We start from the raw sequence: 21,728 nt of genomic DNA, 5'->3' as shown, positions 1-21,728 counted from the left end.
TTGACAGATTTTTTCTGAAATTATCTGCTCCTGATCTGTAACAATTGAAATGAAGATAATAGTTTGTTAATTTTATTGTTATTAATTAACAAGGGGAAAGACAAGTCCAAAACAACATCTCATTTGAAAAAAACCGCGTTGGTCTCGGCTTTATTGCTTGAAATCACAGCCCATGCAGCGGTTATCAACGTTGATAATCAGACCTGTACATTGGCTGATGCGATAGAGTCAGCCAACCAAGAAATAGCGGTTATTGACTGTAGTGCTGGTTCAGGGGCTGATGAAATTAATTTACCAGCGGGTTCAACCATCACCTTAACCAGTGCATTACCCAATGTTGATTCAGAGATCACTTTGAATTGCCAAGATTCAACCATCACGCGTGATGAAATGTCTCCGGGTTTTACTTTGTTGACTGCTGATTATGGCAGTTCATTGACGCTTAATGATTGCACCATGACCAAAGGTGGTGGCAATCAACCAGTGCGAGGAGACTTTGGGGGAGGCCTTGAAGCCGGTGCCCTCTATGGCCAGTATGCATCAGTCAACATCAACCGTTCGACTTTTTCTGATAATGACAACGGTGCCATTAAACTATATAACTCGAATGGGTACATAAATGACACCCTGATCACCAACAACCGCAGTGAAAGTAATTATAACCGAGGATATGGTGGTGGAAACGCGGCTGGATTGTCGCTTCTGGGCACTAACGTGACGATCAGTCGATCAACTATCAGCGGTAACACAGCTTTAGGCTACGCATCCGATGGGGCCATGTTCCTCACCAATACATACAATTACAGTGCCGACGTTGATGTGATCAATACCACCATCAGCAACAACACCGCAGGACGAAATGGTGGTGCCATCAACATGCAGTCCTATTACAACCCGTTTGGTGGAGGCAACGCTGAATTAACACTGTCTTCAGTGACTTTGGCAAATAACAGCGCTGGACAAAATGGTGGTGGTATATTCAATCAAAATTCTGAACTCAGTTTACGCCGAACCTTGGTATCCGGTAACACCGCGGGCAATTTGGGTAATGAAATCTTCGCCACCGATGTGTATTCAACCAACCTCAATCGTTACAACTTAATCGATCTTGATGGAGATGACGGTACTTTTGGGGTCATTTTCGACCAGGGCACCTCAGATGGCATCATCCAGGAAGCAGCGTTGTCCTCGGTGCTGGATTTGAATCTTAAGGACAATGGAGGGCTTACACCGACTCACGCTTTGGTCTTGGGCAGTCCTGCTATAGATTTTTTTCACGATGCTGCATGTGTTGAAAATGAAGATCAGACTGGAGCACCGAGGCCAATAGCGGGTGGGGCTAACCCACCGGGGTGTGATGTGGGTGCCTATGAGTTCAGAGATTTGATATTTAGAAATGGCTTTGACTGACCAGCCAATGGCATCAATTTTGTTTAATATAAGCCCGACTCTTTCGGGCTTTTTTAATGGTCTTTATCGTATACTGTGCCATTGATTTAAATTAAGGATAATTTTATGAGATTACTGATCGTATTGGCCATCGCTTTCTTTGTTTACCAAAAGTGGGGTGTGACTGATGCCGCCGCTGAGCTGAATGAGAAACATGACTCAGAGGTCATCATGTATGCAACCTCATGGTGTGGCTATTGTAAAAAAGCCAGGGTGATGTTAAACATGCAAGGCGTCAAGTACAAGGAATTTGATATAGAAAAATCCCCGCAGGCCCAGCAAGAAATGAAAAGTCTAGGCGGGCATGGAGTGCCGGTATTTCTGATTCAAGGTGAGGTGGTTAAAGGGTTTAACCAACAAAGGGTGCTTGAGCTAATCAGCGGATTGTGACTGAACTTTCTCAGTCAGAGGCCTACCAATTCAATCGCGGTGATTGGCTGGTTTTAACGGACGTTTTTATACTTTATTCGATCAATTAAAAAACCAAACTGACAGAAAAGGCCAATAACAACTGTGCGACATAATACATCGGCAGGCCGATGATGCGATTGCGAATCTCGGCTTTAATGAAGCGTTGGCGTGCCACAAATAGATCTGAAACAGCAAATAAACTGGCTCCTGAGATGATCCATATCCAAGCTTGTGGTGCCATGCTGCCCCAGGCTGTGATCAGCATTACGCCTATGGCCGCCAAATAAACCGGAACAGCTACCCTGAGTGAACCCTGTAAATGCGGTTTCAACCACAAGCCCGTGATAATAAGGGGTACCAATAAAGCCATTACCAAAAGTCTTATTAATGGTAATTGTGCGACGTTGAATCCGGTTGATAGAAAAGCCGCTGTATAAACCAGGTGAGCCAACAAAAACGCGCCAATGCCGAATATAAAATAGTGACTGCGCCCTTTCATGGCCAACATCACATCGCCAACCAAGCTGAATAACAGGCCAATGAAGATTAATTGACCATAACTGCTTTGCCAAGCACCCAAGGTCCAAGCAAAAGCCACAAATGACAAACTGGCCAGTAACTTGGATTTGATGGTTAATTTAGTCTGGCCTTTGGCCTCAAAAGCAATACTGATAGCACAGGCAAATAAACAAATGGTAGGTAGCAGCGCGAGCATTATTTGGCTTGTTTTCGCATGGCGTTTTTGGCAGCTAATTTTTCTTGTTTGCGCTTTTCTATGGCATCACTGGCTGACATGCCAATGTGTTCCTCACCTCGTGCTTTGGCCAACTGCATTTGTTTTTCGCGTTCCGCAAACTGCGCCCGTTGTGCTGCTGTGGTTTTATCAAAACAATGATGACAACTGACACCTTTTTGGTAATGAGGTGATTGTTTGTCCTCTTCAGTGATGGGGTAGCGGCAGGCATAACACTGATCGTATTGGCCTTTTTCTAAATCATGATTAACAGCCACGCGGTTATCAAAAACGAAACATTCACCTTGCCACAAGGTGTCATTACTGGGTACTTTTTCCAGGTATTTGAGTATGCCACCTTGCAAGTGGTAAACCTCATCGAAGCCTTGTTCTTTCAGATAAGCAGTTGATTTTTCACAGCGAATACCACCGGTGCAAAACATCGCCACTTTTTTGTGTTTTTTGGGATTGAGGTTTTGTTTTACATACTCAGGAAACTCTCTGAAAGTTTCGGTGTTGGGGTTGATGGCATTTTTAAAACTACCTATTTGGTACTCATAGTCATTGCGCGTATCAACTAACACAACCTCAGGGTCTGATATCAAATCGTTCCATTCTTCAGGCTTAACGTACGTACCAACAACTTCATTGGGGTCAATGCCTTCGACACCCATGGTGACGATTTCTTTCTTCAATTTAACTTTGGAACGATAAAAAGGCATGGTGTCGGTGTAAGACTCTTTGCTGTCAACTTGAGCCAAGCGTGAATCTTGGCGCAAAAAGTCTTTGACCGCATCGATACCGGCTTGATTGCCCGCTATGGTGCCATTGATGCCTTCATTGGCCAATAATAAGGTGCCTTTGACTTGATTCTGTTTCATGACGTCCAACAAGGGTTGGTGTAATTCTTGAAAATTTTCTAAGCGCACAAAATGGTATAAGGCGCTGACAACGATGGGTTCTTGTTCTGAACCAGACTGGTTTGACATGCTGATCTCCTGCTGACCTGAACGTAAATCAGGCGCATTGTTTTGAATGGTCGCTATTTTAATGATGATTGATGGTTTTGCAAACCAATATAATCAACTCTTTACATTGCGATCAACTGTTATCGGCTATGGCTTATTCACAGGGCTCGATTGCTGTGCTTGATGTTGCTAAGAACATAATCAGGAAATTGGTAGCTAAAGCCATCGTTGTAAAGTCGACACTTTGGCATGATGTTGTGGAACAATTCAGCATCAAGAAAATGTTGTAACCATTTTTTTAAGGCGGTATAAGGCAGATCGTCGAACCATTTTTTGTTGACGAAGGCATATTGTCTGATGAAAGGAAACACTGCAATGTCTGCTAAAGTGATTTGGTTTGAGAGGAGAAATTCAGAGCGCTCTAATTTTTCATTAAGCGCCTTGATGTGGGGTAAAGTCAGATCCCTGTGCTCTGAATCGGTCATTTCCGGGTGTCTGTCTGCATACTTATAGCGATCGAGCAAGGGTTTGAATTCATGGTCTATTTTTTCAATCAATTGCAGCGAAATTTCTAAGTCATGTAACCAATCATCAGGGTCATTTTGTTGCAGTGCCCAAAGCATGACATCCTTGCTTTCATCGATGACTTGACCCGGTTGGGTGATGAATACGGGCACAGTGCCCTTGGGGGAGTGCTTCAGCATGTCTTTGGGTTTGTCACGCAGCATCAGCTCCCTCAACTCACAGTTGATTTCAGCTTGAGCCAGCGCCATCCTGGCTCTGATGGCATACGGACAGCGTCTGAAAGAATATAAAACGTGTTTACTCATGAATTTCTTTGACGCGTCCGACCGTCCCGTCGCTGAGTTTTACTTTGATGCCATGCGGGTGGTTGGATGAGTTGGTCAGAATTCGAGCAATGGTTCCTGTGGTCAATTGGCCAGATCTTTGGTGCTGTTTTTGTACCACAGCCACTTGCATGCCTATTTTTATTTTATTTCGTTCGGTTCCTGTCATTAGATTGCAGTCATTCAAAAGGTCATTATAATCAAGTTTTCTATTATTAGATATTGAGAGAACCAAAGACTATGTATTTTGCGATTATGGCAACCGATGTTGTCGACTCACTGCCCTTGAGGCTACCTGTCAGAGAACAGCATCTGGCTCGACTGAATGAATTGAAAGATGCAGGGCGATTGTTGATTGCCGGACCCCATCCTGCCACTGATGAAGAAAATCCACAGCAACTGGCATTCACTGGGTCTTTGGTTGTGGCGGAATTTGATTCATTGCATGCTGCTCAAGAATGGGCCGATGCCGACCCCTATATCAAGGCTGGGGTGTATGCTGAGGTTGTTGTAAAACCTTATTTAAAGGTGCTGCCATAAAAAAAGGCCTCTTAAATAGAGGCCTTTTCAAGATGTTGCCAAAAACTATTTATTGTGCTGGTACAGCCAATGTTGACTCACAGAATTCCACTGTTGAACCAGAGATTCTTTGAATTGGAATCATGCCAGTTAAGCCACTGTCATCCAAAGTAAAATCAACCATTGCTGTTCTACAATCGTTGAAATCTATATTCAATGTACCCACTTCTGTTAGGTTGACGGCGTTGTCCTGATTGAAGATGCCACCTTCAGTTAAGTACACAATCAACTCACCTCTGGTTCCATCGAAGGGACCTTGAGCTGTTAACCAACGGTGATTAGGCTCACCAACCACAGCTGTTTCATTACCATCGGCAAAAGTGGTGTCAAAAGTATACCAAGCGATGGACATGCTGCCTAACTCAGGAAATACTTCAATAGAGAAACCTTGGCCATTAGTGGCAGGATTGTACCATGAGCCATTCAAGCCAGCTGTCAATGAAGTGAATGGCGGCTCTGTGGCCAATGCTGCGCTGCTGCCATCACCAAATAATGCGAAGAAACCCAATTCTTGGTTGGCGCCGTCACCAATTGCAAATACCGTAACTACATCACCAGCACCTAAGGTAACTGGAGCCAGGTCAATCAGTCGAGCACTGCCATCGGGTGTTGACACGTTCAAATCGTATGTACCTGCTGGCAACTCTAAGTAGTCAGTTGCTGCACCAAACTCTACACCTGTTAATCCAGCTACTACATCACCACCATCGGTTCGAATAGATACCGCTGTATCTGCCAATGTATCAGCAAAAGGTGCTGCGTGCACAATTCTTAATTTGAAAGCACCATCAGCAGGAGTTGAGTTGTCATCGACCAAAGGCAATAAGCTTAATGGTTGGTTGGCACCATCACCAATGGCCACAACCGTGTAATCTGTCTCGGCAGCCAAATCCACTTCTGCAGTGATGGCAGCTGTGTCACCGCCTGGGGGCGCGAAAACTTCCAGCAAAGTTGAACCTGGCGCTGATCCATCGTCAGCTAATGTTAGATATCCAGAGGCTTGCTTGTATTTGACATCAGTAAGAACTTGGTTACCGTTGACATCAATTGACACTGCGGTGTCATCCAATGCCTCAGCAAATGGGGCCAAGTGGGCCACATTAACTCGTGTTGGAGCAGGTGGTTCTGCAGCTTCCAAAGCCAGAGTGGCCGCTGTGCCATCACCAAAGACAGCATAAGCGCCGACAGGTTGGTTGACGCCATCACCGGTAGCAAATACATTCACAATGGTACCTGCGGCAAGATCAAGTGGTGCAATGTCAATCAAGCGAGTCGAACCATCGGCAGTTGAAACATTCAGGTCATAATTACCTGCTGGTAATTCAAGGTAGCCTGAATTTTGGCCAAAAAGCACGTTGTCCAATCCGCCAACAACAGTCTCATCATCTAGACGTATAGAGGCTGCCGTGTCATTGATGTCAGCCGCAAAGGGTGCAGCATGAATGATACGAATTTTAAAATTACCATCAGCAGGTGCTGTGTTGTCGTCAACCAAGGGTAACAAAGATAAAGGTTGGTTGACACCATCGCCAATGGCAGATACAGAATAAAATGTATCTGCTGCCAAATCAACAGTGGCAGAAATAGCAGCTGTGTCTCCACCCGGAGGTGCGAAAACATCCAGCATGGTCATGCCAGGTGCCACGCCAGTTTCAGCCAGCTCTATATAACCGGATGATTGCAGAAACTGCACACCTGATAATGCTTCATCACCATTGACATTGATTGATACAGCTGTACCTTCAAGGGTGTTAGCAAAAGGTGCCAAATGATTGACATTGACTTGGGTAGCCATTGAAACGGTGGCTGTAGTCAACAGCCCTAATTGGGTAAGAAATTTAATTTTGTTCATGTGATCCTCTTCACTTTAATTAATAGCACAATTCAGTTTACGGCGGTTCTGTGAAGCAGCGGTGAATGTGGTTGTGAATTAAATTCACACGCTTTTGACGGATTTGTTCATTTTTTGACAGTTGGACTTTATCCTGTTGAGAGGTAATCTTGAATGACATTTGCCAAAGCAAAGGCCGCATTTGGACCATGATTAAAAAACAAGGAAGGTTCGATCAGTTCAGCCTCATTGAGGCAGGCTTGGCCTTTTTCATCGTTTAGAAAGTCAAACCTGGCATAGTGTGCATGCAGCTTATGTGAGGCCATGTGTCTAAGGCATTGTTCAGACAGCAGCAGCTCATCTTCATTGGGTTGGTGCGTTATATCTTGTGCCCCAAACGTATCTTGCACACGGTAATCGCCGAGTTGTGGTATTTTTCTCACGGCGTGGGAATAGCGACCAGCAAAATATATCAAAGAGGTTTCGCCATAAGTTTCTACACTTTTCATGTAGGGTTGTAACATCATCTCAAACTGCGGCAACCACTGTTTGAGGTGTTGTTGGGCTTGTTGTATATCATTTGGGGTGTCAGCAAACCTGAATGTGCCAGATGAGTCTGCGCCAATGACTGGTTTTAAAAAATATTGTTCCGCCGATGTGTCATTGATGAATTCATTGAAGTGATTTTGATTGTTTTCGTTGATCCAGACTGTGGGAGCAGTGCGTATCCCTGATGTGCCAAGTTCTCTCAGGTAGATTTTGTTGCTGTTCCATTGGATTGTCCTTATGGGGTTAATCAGATGAGTGAGCGAACTGACTTTCTTTAACCAGCAATTAAAGGCACTGTGGCGTTCATGGTAGTCCCAAACTGACCTGATCAAAGCGGCATCAAATTTTGACCAATCAACAGCAGAATCCCAAGGCAATATATCAACATCAAAGCCAATGGCTCGCAAGGATTCAAAGAGTGGTTGATCATCGGCAACTCCCTCGGGTAAGCTGCTGCAAGTGATAATGGCTAGTTGCATCCGTCCTAATATACTTAAAATTGAGTTATTATAACGCTATTCATGGGTTTGGAATTATTCAATGCAAGCAATTAAATGGCGAGAAAAAGGCCAATTCATTTCAGTCAATGGCCACCAACATTTTGTTTATGACAGCAACAACAATAAACCGTACCTGGTTATCTTACATGGCTATCCAACTTGCTCTTATGACTATCACAAGGTTATTCCACAGTTAGAACAATACTTTTGTGTTGTGGTCCATGATCATTTGGGTTTTGGTTTTTCAGACAAACCCATTGAATACTCATACACCTTATTTGAGCAAACTGATCAGGCTTTATTGATTTGGCAAAAGCTCGGTGTCTCCAAAGCAATTGTGTTGGCGCATGATTATGGCACCAGCATAGCTACTGAACTGGTAGCCAGGCTGGGAATGTTTAATCAGCTACCGATTGAAATCGAACAATTGGTACTGTGCAATGGCAGCATGCATGTTGAACTGGCCCAATTGCGCTTGATTCAAAAATTATTAATGAACCATTGGCTTGGGCCGTTGGTTGGACGGCTTACATCAAAACGGGTTTTGGCGCGTAATTTGAGGAATATATATTATGATGAAAATAAGCTAAGTTCATCAGAGATCGATGCTATTTGGGCCATGATGATGCACAATGATGGTAAAAAAGTCATCGCTAAGACCACACAATACATCAAACAACGCATGCAGCATTGGCACAGGTGGATTGGTGCTTTACAAGAAACTAAGCTTAAAACACACATTGTTTGGGCGGAAAATGATCCTGTGGCAGTGATTGAAATGGCTGATGTTCTTTATCAGGAAATTAATAACAGCACCTTAACTGTCATCCCAAAATCTGGGCATTTCCCCATGCTTGAAACCCCCAGGCGTTGGACTCAGGCTGTCATTGCTGGTGTTTTAAACTAAACAATTGAGCACAAAAAAGGGAGGCCAATGGCCTCCCAATTAATCTTCAAGATTGTTACTTATTAATTATTGAAACTCAATGCTCCAAGAATCAATGAAGCCACCATCTTGGTTGGCATGGTCAGTTACTTCCAAACGCCATTGACCGCTTGACTCAATGCTTCCAGCATTCAAATCAACATCTATCAACAAATTATCGCCGCTGTCGCTGGTGTTGGTTCTGGCATGAACCGTGCCACTGGCGCCATTTGGTGCGAAAATCTTAGCTGATAAGTCACCACGGTAAGTGTGCTTGATGTCAGCTTTGATGGTGATGGTGCCTGATGCACCTGTACGAGATACATTGATCACTGAGCTGACTGTACTTGGAGCGCCACTTGATATGGTTACGTTGTTGGTGTTCTCGAAGAAATTAGATCCTCCGCCACCACCACCACCAGCTGGAGGGGTGAAACTACCTACCAAGCTCACGCCTGAGAACGCTGAGTAACCTCTTAACATGACGTGGTAAGTACCTGCTTGAACATTTGCAATGTCACAAGTTTCGTTGTTACCATTTTTGTAAGGACGACAATCATAAGTTGATGTAGTCGGTGCGCTTCCAAATCTTACATACATATCAGCGTCGCCTGAACCGCCGCTTGTTGCAAAGCTTAAGTCTGTGGCACCAGCAGGTACTTGTAAGGTAAAGAACGTTTGTGAACCACTTGCGCCTGACAGGCCAGTTTTGGCTGTGCCATTGGCTAATTCGCCGCCAACTGGATCTGGATCTGGGTCCGGATCAGGGTTACCACCGCCACTGAAATTGTTCAACAGTAAGTTTGGTGAACCAGTTTTGGCATCAGTTACTTTATTTGGAATAGCAGCGCCTTCGATGGCAGCTTCAACTTGAGCTGGGCTGGCACCTGGGAATTCATCCAAATACAATGCCGCAACACCCGCTACGTGAGGCGCAGCCATTGATGTACCGCTGATGGTATTGGTTGCACTGTTACTGGTAGACCACGTTGAAGTGATTGAAGAACCTGGCGCGTAGATGTCCAAACATGTACCGTAGTTAGAAAATGATGATCTGGCATCAGAACTGGTGGTTGAGCCCACAGTCATGGCATTGGTTGCTCTGGCTGGTGAGTAATTACAAGCATTTCTGTTGTCGTTACCGGCAGCCACTACCATCGTGATACCTTGTGAAACTGCTGAGTTAACGGCACTATCGAGTGCAGAGCTGGCGCCGCCACCTAAGCTCATGTTAGCAACAGCTGGTTTGACGTGATTGGCTGCAACCCAATCAACACCGCCAATGACACCTGAGTTACTTCCCGAGCCATCACAGCCCAAAACACGTACTGCATAAATGGTGGCATTTTTTGCCACACCATATGTTGAACTACCGATGGTTCCGGCGACGTGTGTACCATGACCTTGACAGTCATTGGTGCCGTTACCGTCATTGATGGCGGTATAGCCTGATCGGCCCCGTCCACCAAATTGGTTGTATGAAATTCTTACACCAGTATCAATCACATAGGCGTTAACGCCTGTGCCATTGAAATCGTAGTTGTAAGTGTTGTTCAGTGGTAAGTTGGCTTGGTCAATACGATCTAAGCCCCAAGTCGCATTAGATTGCGTGGCCACCACACTGACTCTTTGATCGGCTTCAATGTGCTTGACTCTGGGGTCTTTTAATAAGGCCGCAACTTTTTTACTGGCTCTGGTTTTAATCACAAAACCATGCAACGCAGTTGAATAGGTTTTGTCCATGCTGCCACGTGCTTGTGTGGCCATTGAAATACCCATATCACGTACCACTGCCGCTCTGGCTTCAGCCATACTGAATCCAGGTGCAGCTCTCAATGCAGCCTCTGCCATTACTTTGGCATCATCTAATACCACAATGTATTGGTTGGGTATTTTAGCCACAGATGAATATCCTTGAATGTGATGGACAGTTGGATCAGTGATGTTTTGTGCCAAAGCAATTTGACAAGATGCGACCAAAGTGATGGTAGCCAATGATTTTGAAATTGCGCTTTTTAGATTTAAATTTGACGAACGCACGTCAAGACCTAACTTTTTCATATTAGATGTCTCTCCTCTATTTTTTATGTTTTAGATTGATCAAAAATCAATCCTTCGTTACCACTTTTTTATAATTTTTTATTCAGTGATGACATAAATATATAACACAAACATGACATTCGACAAATAAATTTAGGGGAAAAACCAAAAAAAAGGTCAAAAAAAAGGATTTTTACAGCTAAAAAGTACAAATTTCTTGAAAAAAGGGGTTGACTATTCGACCGTTTATTTCGTACGTACTTACGCAGAGGTTGGCAAAAAACCAATCAGAGAAAATCACAGAACTGTGGTTCGATTATGCCGGCATTATGAAACCAAAAACTAAGATCAGAAAAAATCAATGGCTAATACTAAATGACAGTTAAAATTAGCCTAACTGGCTGTCTGCTACTTTATAGTCTGGATCTTCAATCAGGTTGACTTCAACCAGGTTACCGGCCTTTGAGAGCAGTTGTTTGCATTCTGGGCTTAAATGACGATAGTGCAGGGTCTTGCCGTTTCTTTCATACCGCTCTGCCAATGAGTCCAAAGCTTCGATGGCTGAGTGGTCATAGATGCGTGCGTCCATGAAATCAACGATGATGTCATCTGGATCGGTTTTTGGTTGAAAGATGTCTTGGAAGTTTTGGATTGAACCGAAAAACACTGGTCCACTGAGGTGGTAAACTTTTGATCCCGCTGCATTAATCTCATTGGTGGCGTAAATGCGTTTGGCACCTTTCCAAGCAAACACCAAGGCGCTGACAATGACGCCAATAATCACCGCAATGGCTAAGTCAGCAATCACAGTTACACTCGATACCAATACAATGATGAATATTTCTGATTTTTGGACTTTATTTATCATGCGCAAGCTGGCCCACTCAAAAGTGCCCAACACCACCATAAACATCAACCCAACCAGCGCAGCCAAGGGTACCATTTCAATCCAAGATGAACCCACCAATATGAACAACAACAAAGCAACAGCTGCAGTGATGCCCGATAAGCGTCCACGGCCACCCGATTTGATGTTAATCATACTTTGACCAATCATTGCACAACCACCCATACCACCAAAGAAACCATTGGTGAAGTTAGCCAAACCTTGACCAAGACATTCGCGATTACCATGTCCACGTGTTTCAGTGATTTCATCAATCAGTGTCATGGTCAACAATGATTCAATCAAACCCACAGCTGCCAAAATAAGCGCATAAGGTAGGATGATTTGAAATGTTTCCATATTAAAAGGCACAGAAGGTATAGCAAAAGTAGGTAATCCAGCAGCTATGGTCGCTGCAGGGTCGCCTGATTCTGAGCGCACGTAATCAATCACGTTGGGAATAGGAATATCAAGCACAATAACCAATCCAGTGACAATCAATATGGCTGCCAGTGAAGCGGGTATGATTTTGGTTATCTTTGGTAAAAAGTGAATAATGAACATGGTCAAAGCAACCATGCCAATCATCCAATACAATGTGCTGCCCTGCATCCATTGGTGCATACCGGACTCATCGACGAACTTAAACTGTCCCAGTTGCGCCAGAAATATCACAATCGCTAAACCATTAACAAAACCCAGCATGACTGGATAGGGAACCATGCGGATAAACATACCCAGTTTGAACACCCCGGCCAGCATTTGAAAGACACCGGTCAACACCACCGCAGCAAACAGGTATTGGACACCGTGTTCTGCGACCAAAGCCACCATGACCACCGCCATGGCGCCAGTGGCACCTGAAATCATCCCGGGTCTGCCACCAAATACAGAAGTGATTAATCCAACCATAAAAGCTGCATACAAGCCAACCAATGGATCAACTTTTGCCACAAAAGCGAAAGCCACCGCTTCAGGAACCAGTGCCAGAGCTACGGTTAATCCTGAAAGTACGTCATTTTTGATGCTGTAGCCGGTTTGTTTTGAGATTAAGTTAAACATGTCACTGGTTCACTGATAAGTGGCGCGCATATTAAAGGATTTAGTCTCAAAGTCAATGATTCAATTGACTTTCAATAGGTGGTGAGTTGTGAGCATGTTGACACGTTATTGATAGGAATCGGTTAAAATCAAAACAGTTTTTTTAAATGGATCCAGAATCAAGTGTTAGCTCTTTCAATCAGGAACTTCATTTTGTGGGGAATGTTGGTGGTGATGCCAGTTGCGGCAGACGATTACAACAGCCCGGCACTTAAACAACAAGCCAATGAGTTTTTAAGCCAGTATGAATCGGCTGAGAAAAGCCTCAAGCAGTTGAATGGCTTCGAGTCAACCAGCCAAGAACTGATTAAAAAATTACAGCGTTGTGAAAATCGAGCTGAGGAAGACATCAGTCAATTGGTTGAAATCAGGAACATACAAGAGCTTAATGCGAGCACTGACTCAGGTGGCGGCAGTGAACCATCACAGATACCCGCAGACATAGCCAGTGATGAAGTTGATCGACAAATCAACCAAGCAACCAAAGCCCTTATTTCGTGTCGCCTTAAATCCAGTCAAATTACTGAAATTCGAGTAGACATCATCGAACAAAGACAACAAAAGTGGTTAGCTAAGTTGGCGGAAAAGCAGTCTGTTTGGAGTTTTTTAGGTAAGCCCGTTGATTTGGCTGGAATTAAGAATGGTTTACAAGAGCTGCTGCCCCTGAATCTATATTTTTGGATTTTTGCGTTATTGGGTATGGTTGTTTATTTATTTTCTTTTGGTCATTTGATTACAGCATTTGATCCAGCAAAAAATCCTGAATTGACAGATATTAGAATCAAACCCAAGGTAAAAACCCTGTTAAGAATTCATGCTGTGCCGATAAGTGTTGCTGTTATTGGCTATTTGTTCTTGTTACAAGGCGGTATCAATTTATTGATTCTTTTCACCGGCCTGTTGCTCAGAGATACTTTGATTCTTTTGGCATTGAGGAATCAGATATCGGTAAATGAGCAGCCTTCTTTGCGTCGATTTGTCTGGTTATCTACTGTGCTGTTGGGTTTCGTGGCCATCGGGGTCAATGGCATCAACATTGAAAACAGCATTGAGTTTAATTGGCTCAGTGAATTTGCAGTGGTGATTACGCCATTGATGTTGCTGACAGGTGTTTTGACCGCACTTGTTAATTGGCACCTTTATCGACTGTTAGCGGCCGCTCGTGATCGGTATTTTTCATTGGTACTGGCTGGTTTTGCGCTGATCAGTGTGTTGGCTTATGTTTTCTCGTATGCCAATGGGGCTCAGTATTTGTTGGTGATTACAGTGGGTAGCATGCTGGTGCATTGGTCTTGGAAGAGTATCAATTGGCTGCGAAAAATACTGCTGACCAAGAAAATACAACAACTTAAGAGCAACGATAAATTCAAAGACTCTAATTTTGTTTTTCCGTTTTGGATCAGCTTATTTGTGACGCTTATAACTGGTTTTATAGGATTGGCTTTTGTTGGGTGGTTGGCTGGAATCAATGAACAAGTCTACAAACACTTTACTTTTGTCTTCAATGAAGGTTTCAAGATAGGTTCAGTCCAGCTGGTGCCAAAAAACATCTTAATTGGGGTGATCATTTTGACGGTGCTGGTGATGTTCCTCAGCGGCGTAAAAAGTGGCATTCAAAATCGCTGGTTTGACAAAAGCAGATTGAGGAAGAGTTCGAGGGAAGTCTTTTCGATGTTGGTTTGGTACATTGGCATCACCATCGCGGTATTCATTGCTTTGACAGTAGCTGGCTTTGATATTTCTAATTTGGCCATCATTGCGGGCGCCCTGTCGGTGGGTATTGGTTTTGGACTGCAAAACATTGTCAGTAATTTTGTCTCGGGTTTGATTTTATTATTTGAAAGGCCAGTGACTCGGGGTGATTGGGTCGAAGTCGGTAACACGGTTGGCTTGATTGAAAAGGTTAAGATCAGAGCCACCAGAATCAGAACATTCGATAATGCTGAGATTTTGGTACCTAATTCTGAATTACTTTCTCACCATGTAACCAATTGGACCTTAAGCAACAGTGTGGGGCGAATTACCTTGCCGGTGGGTGTGGCCTATGGCTCAGATGTTAATCAAGTGCTTGAACTACTCAACCAAGTGGCCAAGAATCATGATCAAGTGATGCAAAGAGAACCTTACTTACATAAGGTGTTGTTCAGAGAATTTGGTGACAGCAGCTTGAATTTTGAGTTGCGGGTAATGATCAAAGACATTAAAAAATTCCTGGATGTTGAAACTGAGCTTAATTTTGCAATCGCCCAAAGCTTCAAAGAGGCTGGCATTCAAATTCCATTCCCACAACGCGACCTGCATATCAAAGACGCGTCGGTGTTGAAATTGAATCAGGTTGATGAGCACCGAGAACAAACCAATGATGATAAAGATTCAAGTGAGAAGAACATCAATCAACCCAGTCAAAGCAGCACCAATCAACAAAACGACTCAAATGATGATAAAGGTGAAGTTGAGCAAATGATAGAAGAGGATGAAAAGCGCAAAGAACAGGAAAAAGAACAACAAAAGCAAAAAGACCAAGAAACAGAAGATTGATATCAATCAGCAGAACATGCAAAAAAACCTTGAAACTGACTCATGAATCAAGGTTTTTGGGTTTGAGTTGTCGCACCTATAGGTGGCTATATAGTGTGGTTGTTAGATGTTGTTGACCTGGCCGTGTTCACCACCATCATAAGTTGATTTAGTAGCAACGGCTTTCACCACCCTGAACAGTTGCACCAATTTGCTGGAAGATGTTTCCCAATATTCAGCACAATCTGGGTTGATTTTAATCAATAATAACTCAGGGTCTTCGGCGCCTTTAGGAAACCATGCTTTACCGAACACATTGAACAGTTCGTCTTTGCGTGATTGGTTGTCATTGAATGAAGCCGTTCCAGTTACTGACAAATACTTACCGGATTGTGGGCATGAGTAGGTCAAACTGACATGGTGGTCATTGATCATTTCTTTGACTTTCTCAGAGTTTTCATTGGTCATAAACCATATGTTATTTTCATCGTCTACATCGGCGGTATGCATCGGTCTGGCGTGCATACTCAGTCCATCATCAGCAGTGACCAGCATGGCCACTTTAAGCTCCTTGATTATTGCTCTGACTTTGTCAAAATCGTGGGTTTCTTTAATACTCATGTGATCTCCTTTGAATGATAAAGACTAGGTATGTTATGGATAGCCTCATCAAAAACCTGTCAAAAAGATGTTGTTTCACCTCGCCGAGGTTTATATTTAAAGCTTTTAGTGGTAACCTCGCGCCTTTGTTACAACGATTGATTTAATTTATGAAATTTGCTGCTACCGGCTTGTTACCGGATATTCTGAGAGCCATTGAGCAATGTGGTTATGATGAAATGACCCCTGTGCAAGAGGAAACCATTCCAATGGCCAAATCAGGGCGTGATTTGTGGGTCAATGCACAAACCGGAACCGGCAAGACAGCTGCTTTTGCCTTGCCAATCATTCATCGATTACATCAATCAGCTAAAGAATTAAGTGCCGGACATGTGAGGGCCTTGATTCTGACCCCAACACGTGAATTGGCCGACCAATTACAAGATAAAATTCAACAGTATGCGCAGTTCACAGCATTGAATGTTCGCGCTGTGTTTGGTGGCACCAAAGATCAATCAGCAAAACTCAAAACGGGTGCCGACGTACTGATTGCGACCCCAGGACGTTTGGTAGCAATGTTGCACGACCAAGCCTTGGATTTGTCTGAACTGGAAGTATTGGTTTTGGATGAAGCTGATCGCATGTTGGATATGGGTTTTGTTGAGTCAGTTCTGGGCATTAACAGCCAAGCACCAAAACGCAAACAAATGATGTTGTTTTCTGCGACCACCACCGCAGCAGTTAATAATTTGGCACATCAAGTGCTAAACAAACACCATGAAATCAGACTTTCTGCCAACAACGCAACGGCTGATACAGTGGAACATGTCTTATATCCGGTTAATGAAGAAAAGAAACTTGATTTGTTTATGGAGTTGCTGGAAGTTCATAATTGGTTTCAAATTTTGGTTTTCACCAGCACCAAAAAACAAGCTGATCGTTTGTTGATGCGGCTGAAACAAAAGGATGTGCCGGCTGCCTTGTGTCACGGCGATAAGACTCAAGGTGCCAGACGCAGGGCTTTGAAAGATTTCAAAGCAGCAAAAATACAAGTTTTGGTCGCAACTGAAGTGGCAGCGCGTGGTATTGATATCGAGGGATTGGATTATGTTCTGAATTACAACTTGCCATATTTGCCTGAAGATTATGTTCATCGAATTGGTCGAACTGGCAGGGCCGGACGATTAGGTCATGCCATTTCTTTTGTCTGTCCTGAAGAAAACCGCGCACTGCAAAAAATTGAACGGGTGATTGGTCAGGAAATCAAAAGAATCTACCAGCGTGGCTATGAGCTGGCTTTGCGTGATGAAATAGAGCAGACCACCATTCGAAAGACAGTCAGTAAACCGAAGAAAAAGGTCAGTGAACCCAAACCCAAATCGAACAAATCGAAAACACACAAATCAGGCAAAAAATCAATTTCTAGTCGCGCTGGCGGCAAGAAAAACCGCAAAGCCATCAGAAAGCGTAAATAATTTCACTGTTGATAAGTATTTAAAAAATCCTTGAGTCGCTGTAAAGCATCCTCTAAAACCGTGACTTCCGGTAAAAAAACCAACCTGAAGTGGTCAGGTTGGGGCCAGTTAAAGGCTGAACCGTGTACCAATAAGATGTGTTTGGCAATCAATAAATCGAGAATAAATTTTTCATCATCATTGATACCAAAACGTGCTGTATCAATTTTAACGAAGCAGTAAAGCGCCCCTTGGGGCAAAGTTGTAGATAAACCAGGGATGTCATTGATCATTTCATGGGCTAAGATTCTTTGTTTATTCAAGCGACCTTGGTCATCGGTTAAGTCATATATCGATTGTTTACCACCTAAGGCAGATTGAATGGCAAATTGGGTGGGAACATTGGCGCACAAACGCATCGATGAGAGGATGTTGAGTCCATCCAAGTAATCTTGAGCAATGGCCGTATTGCCTGAGATTGCCATCCACCCGGTGCGGTAGCCTGCAACACGATAAGTTTTTGATAAGCCATTGAAAGTCACGAACATCACCTCATCGGATAAAGCTGCTGTGTTGATAAAAGGGGTGTTGTCATAGCGGATTAATTCATAAATTTCATCACTAAAAATTATCAATTGGTGTTTCTTGGCCAGCTCAATGACTGCCAACAATTGTTCTTTGGTGTAAACCGCACCAGTTGGGTTGTTTGGGTTAATCAGTAATATGCCTCTGGTTTTTGCAGTGATTTTAGCTTCCATATCAGCCAAGTCTGGTGCCCAATTCTGCATTTCGTCACACAGATAATGCACGGCTTTCCCACCTGATAAATTGACAGCCGCTGTCCACAGCGGATAATCAGGTGCAGGAATGAGCATTTCATCACCATCATTCAATAAGGCTTGCATGGTCATAACAATCAATTCACTGACTCCATTACCAATGAATATGTTATCGATGTTGAGGTTTTTTATTTTTCTTTGCTGGTAGTATTGGTAGATGGCGACCCGAGCGGGGTAGATGCCTTTGGAGTCGCAGTAGCCCTCTGCATCGGTGATGTTGTGTATCACGTCACGCACAATGTCATCAGGTGCATCGAAACCGAAAGGAGCGGGATTGCCAATGTTCAGTTTAAGTACTTTGCCTCCCTCTGCTTCAATCTGGATGGCCGCCTTTAAAACCGGACCTCTGATGTCGTAACAAACCCCTGATAATTTATTTGATTTTAATACCTTTCTCATGTCTGAATGCCATTTCGCAGATGCTTTGTGTTGAGCCTGAATCATTATTGATGGCTTAAATGAATCAATAATGATTGAATATAACAGTCTGTTAAACTGTCTTGAAATTATTATCTAATTGACTTCAATAATCCATTTGTTTTTGATGGCCTCTGCAGGATCACTGATGTAGTCATTCAGTTTCAATTCGCCCATAGGGAAATTTACAGTGTAACCACATATTTGATTGCGTCCTCGGTGTTTGGCTGAATACAAGGCTTTATCGGCCAGTTGGATGCATTGTTCCAGCTGTTTGGTTATGTCTGATTGGGCATCTAACTGCTTCAAGTGAACAAAGCCGATTGAACAATTCAATGGCGCTGTTTGGTTCAAACCCGCGGGAATGTGTAGTACTCTGCATTGTTCTAAAATATTTTCAGTCAATGTTTTAAGTGCATCTAATTGAATTTTTGAGCATATAATCAAAAACTCCTCGCCACCCCAGCGAGCCACAGTGTGTTTGGGGTGAACCAACTTTTTTAACATGGCAGAAAATAATTGTAAGGTGACATCCCCAACACCATGACCAAACTGATCATTGATTGATTTGAAATAGTCTAAATCAATGACCACCACGCCCAAGGGTGTGATTTTTTTTATTGACTGGAATGATTTAAGAACATGCTGAACTTGGTGTCGGTTTGCTAAGCGGGTCAAACTGTCGTGATTGGCCAGCCAGTCTAGACCACTGTTCACATCTTCCAGCTGTTGGGTTCTGTCTTTGACGGTTTTTTCCAAATGAAGTGCATGCTGGCGAATGCGCCAGGTGCGGTAAATCCAAGCAGCCGCAAAGCAAGCCAATACTAAAATGGCAAATTCTATGGTCTGCCAAAAGGGTGGGGTTACCACAAAATTGAATTCTGCTGGACGTAGGTTCCATTCACCGTCTCCGACTCTGGCACTGACTTGAAAGGTATATATGCCTGCATTCAGTGAGTTGATTTGTATCTGGTTCAGTCGAGTCGTGCGCCATGTGCTGGCATTTTTGCTGTTTAGCCTGTAACGGTAATTGATGTCTGGTGCCCGTTGGAAACTGATGGCAGTGAAATCAAAGGTAAGGTTGGTGTCTTGTTCTTTGATGAAGGTGCCTGGTAGGTTAATGATTTCCTCATTGTCGTTCCGCACTGAAAGGATTCTAACCGGTGGAGGTGAGCCTGCAGCGGGTTGAAAATTCGCTGCGAACCGACTGATGCCTTGCGCCGTTCCAAACCACAGATTTCCCAAACGATCGCGAAAACCCGCCCCACGATTAACCAAATCAAACACCAGACCCTCACGTGTAGTGATGACTGAGAAAGTCTTTCCGTTGAACAGCGCAACACCGCGACTGGTGCCAATCCACATTTCATTGTTTTGTTTACTTTCAAGGATGATGGCCGCATTGTTATGTGGTAGGCCATCAGCGGTGGTCCAAGTATTGAAATTTTCACCATCGAATGTGCTGAGTCCATTGTTGGTTGCTAACCAAATCAAACCACTGCTGTCTTCGTAAATGTCGTTGATGAAGTTGGCAGCCAAACCATCTTTGACCGTCCAATTTTGAAACTGACCCTGCTGGAATCTCGACAAGCCATTTGAAGATGCCACCCACAGCACACCCTCTTTACTTTGGTACATGCGATTGATGCGATTATCTGGTAAGCCATCTTCGGTTCTGTATGTGGTGAACTTGCCTTGGTGGTAGTAAGACAAACCATTGTTGGTACCTAACCAAAGACCACCATCTGCAGCATTGATGATGTGGAATACCACAGCACCACCTAAACCGTCCTCAGTATTGTAGGTGATGAATTCACCTTCAATGATGCCAGTTAAGCCATGTAATGTACCAAGCCAAGGGTTGTTCTCTGGATCGATGGCTACAGTCAGGACTTTGTTGTGGCTCAGTCCATCTGCGGTGGTGAATCTGCTGATTTCACTGCCGCATATTTGACTGACTCCATCACCATTGGTGCCAACCCACATGCATTGATCTTGATCTGCTACCAGGGCGTAGATATTGGGGTTGGGCAAGGCTTCTTGGGCTTTCCAATTAATCACATTGGTGGCACTGAGTCTGGCCACACCACCACCATAAGTACCAAACCATAAATTATTTTCGCTGTCTTCAAAAATGCGGTTGATGCTGTTATCGGGCAGGCCATTGTTGATGTTGGCATGACTCACTGATTGTCGATGTTGATCAAATTCATAAGCACCTGAATCACGAGAACCGAGCCATATTCTCTGCTCGGAGTCGGTGATGATGCTGTTGATGGTTTCGTTGCTCAAGTCAACTTCAAATTCGAGCGGAACAAATGAAGTACCGTTAAAATAGGTCACACCATTGCGTGTACCAGCCCAAATGGTGCCGTCTTCATGTTCATACAAAGTTCTGATTTCAGAAGGTTCGGCAGACCATGGTATGGCTTGGAGATTCCCGTCTTTGTATCGCATCACTTGATCTGAGTCGCCGGCCCATATCGCACCTTCTTGGTCTATTAATAAGCTGCGGATGCGGTTGGTTGATAGACCCGATTCGGTACCAAATTTCTGTAATATTTTTGGCTGACCAAAAGTTTCTATTTGAACCAGTCCCATGCCATAAGTAGCCGCCCATAAAGTACCATCGGGTGCTTCTTGTAATTGTCTGATTGGAACGTTTGTTGGCCAAATTGTTTCACTGACCGCTTGAAATCGCGTGCCATCAAACCAAGCCAATCCAGCTTCACTGCCAGCCCACAGTTTGCCATTGCTGGTTTTAATTAAGTCTCTGACTAAATTATGGGGCAGCCCTGAGGCTTGGTTAAAGGTCCAAAATTGTTTGCCATCAAAGCGATTCACACCGGTGCGGGTGGTGAACCACAAAAAACCCTCATTATCCTGTTCAATATCTATAATGACCATGTCCTCTAAACCATCTGCAATGGTCAGTTGAGAATAGGGCAGTTGTTGTGCCGAGACTTGAGAGGAAAACAGGGTAAATAGAAAACACATCGACAGAACAAACCAAGCTTTTCCTGGCTTATACTGCGACAGTAATGATTTGTAAGACAAGCAACAATCCCCTTTCGTTTTCAC

At 43.7% G+C, this 21,728-nt stretch carries 17 protein-coding genes; 6 read left to right on the top strand and 11 right to left on the bottom strand.

Features of this window, described 5'->3' with window-relative positions:
• Positions 1 to 123 precede the first annotated feature (123 nt).
• Positions 124 to 1,410: a choice-of-anchor Q domain-containing protein gene (locus QNI24_RS11270; protein ID WP_267176230.1), complete on the top strand. Its 1,287-nt coding sequence runs from the start codon at positions 124 to 126 to the stop codon at positions 1,408 to 1,410.
• 105 nt (positions 1,411 to 1,515) lie between these two features.
• Positions 1,516 to 1,839, top strand: a complete 324-nt coding sequence (locus QNI24_RS11265) for a glutaredoxin family protein (RefSeq protein ID WP_267176229.1) — start codon at positions 1,516 to 1,518, stop codon at positions 1,837 to 1,839.
• Positions 1,840 to 1,924: 85 nt separating this feature from the next.
• Here the strand turns inward: QNI24_RS11265 and QNI24_RS11260 are convergent, their stop codons facing one another.
• The 4 genes from QNI24_RS11260 to QNI24_RS11245 all read right to left on the bottom strand — a co-directional run bounded on the left by QNI24_RS11260 (position 1,925) and on the right by QNI24_RS11245 (position 4,578).
• Positions 1,925 to 2,575 carry a lysoplasmalogenase gene (locus QNI24_RS11260; RefSeq protein WP_267176228.1) on the bottom strand — a complete coding sequence of 217 codons (651 nt, stop codon included), beginning with the start codon at positions 2,573 to 2,575 and terminating at the stop codon, positions 1,925 to 1,927.
• Positions 2,575 to 3,582, bottom strand: a complete 1,008-nt coding sequence (gene trhO, locus QNI24_RS11255; RefSeq protein ID WP_267176227.1) for an oxygen-dependent tRNA uridine(34) hydroxylase TrhO — start codon at positions 3,580 to 3,582, stop codon at positions 2,575 to 2,577. The genes QNI24_RS11260 and trhO overlap by 1 nt, the downstream gene beginning before the upstream one ends.
• A 137-nt stretch (positions 3,583 to 3,719) precedes the next feature.
• Complete coding sequence (locus QNI24_RS11250) at positions 3,720 to 4,391, bottom strand: glutathione S-transferase (RefSeq protein ID WP_267176226.1); 672 nt, start codon at positions 4,389 to 4,391, stop codon at positions 3,720 to 3,722.
• The gene (locus QNI24_RS11245; protein WP_267176225.1) at positions 4,384 to 4,578 is read right to left on the bottom strand and encodes a YwbE family protein; all 195 of its coding nucleotides are present in this window, start codon (positions 4,576 to 4,578) and stop codon (positions 4,384 to 4,386) included. Before QNI24_RS11245 ends, QNI24_RS11250 begins: the two co-directional genes overlap by 8 nt.
• A 71-nt stretch (positions 4,579 to 4,649) precedes the next feature.
• On the opposite strand from QNI24_RS11245, the gene QNI24_RS11240 reads away from it, so the two are divergent.
• Positions 4,650 to 4,949, top strand: coding sequence for a YciI family protein (locus tag QNI24_RS11240; protein ID WP_267176224.1), 300 nt, complete (start codon positions 4,650 to 4,652; stop codon positions 4,947 to 4,949).
• A gap of 49 nt (positions 4,950 to 4,998) precedes the next feature.
• On the opposite strand, the gene QNI24_RS11235 is transcribed toward QNI24_RS11240, so the two are convergent.
• Both QNI24_RS11235 and QNI24_RS11230 read right to left on the bottom strand, forming a co-directional pair.
• Entirely contained in the window at positions 4,999 to 6,840 is a 1,842-nt protein-coding gene (locus QNI24_RS11235) for a DUF4397 domain-containing protein (RefSeq protein WP_267176223.1), read from the bottom strand.
• 128 nt (positions 6,841 to 6,968) lie between these two features.
• Positions 6,969 to 7,847 carry an ATP-grasp domain-containing protein gene (locus QNI24_RS11230; protein ID WP_267176222.1) on the bottom strand — a complete coding sequence of 293 codons (879 nt, stop codon included), beginning with the start codon at positions 7,845 to 7,847 and terminating at the stop codon, positions 6,969 to 6,971.
• A 61-nt stretch (positions 7,848 to 7,908) separates the two neighbouring features.
• Between QNI24_RS11230 and QNI24_RS11225 the strand changes: the two genes are divergently transcribed.
• Positions 7,909 to 8,775: an alpha/beta fold hydrolase gene (locus QNI24_RS11225; protein ID WP_267176221.1), complete on the top strand. Its 867-nt coding sequence runs from the start codon at positions 7,909 to 7,911 to the stop codon at positions 8,773 to 8,775.
• A 66-nt stretch (positions 8,776 to 8,841) separates the two neighbouring features.
• Here the strand turns inward: QNI24_RS11225 and QNI24_RS11220 are convergent, their stop codons facing one another.
• Together QNI24_RS11220 and QNI24_RS11215 are read right to left on the bottom strand one after the other, a co-directional pair.
• A complete protein-coding gene (locus tag QNI24_RS11220; protein WP_283708717.1) occupies positions 8,842 to 10,854 on the bottom strand; it encodes a S8 family peptidase in 2,013 nt (670 codons plus the stop codon).
• Between the two features lie 367 nt (positions 10,855 to 11,221).
• A complete protein-coding gene (locus tag QNI24_RS11215; RefSeq protein WP_267176219.1) occupies positions 11,222 to 12,781 on the bottom strand; it encodes a SulP family inorganic anion transporter in 1,560 nt (519 codons plus the stop codon).
• A 162-nt stretch (positions 12,782 to 12,943) separates the two neighbouring features.
• Between QNI24_RS11215 and QNI24_RS11210 the strand changes: the two genes are divergently transcribed.
• Positions 12,944 to 15,358, top strand: a complete 2,415-nt coding sequence (locus QNI24_RS11210; protein ID WP_267176218.1) for a mechanosensitive ion channel family protein — start codon at positions 12,944 to 12,946, stop codon at positions 15,356 to 15,358.
• 102 nt (positions 15,359 to 15,460) lie between these two features.
• On the opposite strand, the gene QNI24_RS11205 is transcribed toward QNI24_RS11210, so the two are convergent.
• Positions 15,461 to 15,958, bottom strand: a complete 498-nt coding sequence (locus QNI24_RS11205; RefSeq protein ID WP_267176217.1) for a pyridoxamine 5'-phosphate oxidase family protein — start codon at positions 15,956 to 15,958, stop codon at positions 15,461 to 15,463.
• Between the two features lie 149 nt (positions 15,959 to 16,107).
• Between QNI24_RS11205 and QNI24_RS11200 the strand changes: the two genes are divergently transcribed.
• Complete coding sequence (locus QNI24_RS11200) at positions 16,108 to 17,412, top strand: DEAD/DEAH box helicase (RefSeq protein WP_267176216.1); 1,305 nt, start codon at positions 16,108 to 16,110, stop codon at positions 17,410 to 17,412.
• 2 nt (positions 17,413 to 17,414) lie between these two features.
• Here QNI24_RS11200 and QNI24_RS11195 read toward each other — a convergent pair whose 3' ends face one another.
• Together QNI24_RS11195 and QNI24_RS11190 are read right to left on the bottom strand one after the other, a co-directional pair.
• Positions 17,415 to 18,629 carry a pyridoxal phosphate-dependent aminotransferase gene (locus QNI24_RS11195; protein WP_267176215.1) on the bottom strand — a complete coding sequence of 405 codons (1,215 nt, stop codon included), beginning with the start codon at positions 18,627 to 18,629 and terminating at the stop codon, positions 17,415 to 17,417.
• Positions 18,630 to 18,743: 114 nt separating this feature from the next.
• Positions 18,744 to 21,704, bottom strand: coding sequence for a ligand-binding sensor domain-containing diguanylate cyclase (locus QNI24_RS11190; protein WP_267176214.1), 2,961 nt, complete (start codon positions 21,702 to 21,704; stop codon positions 18,744 to 18,746).
• Between the last annotated feature and the right edge of the window lie 24 nt (positions 21,705 to 21,728).

The organism is Marinicella marina, assembly GCF_030065545.1.
GTDB lineage: Bacteria > Pseudomonadota > Gammaproteobacteria > Xanthomonadales > Marinicellaceae > Marinicella > Marinicella marina.
Note: the sequence above shows the minus strand (reverse complement) of the source record. Positions and strands in the feature narration are given on the sequence as shown.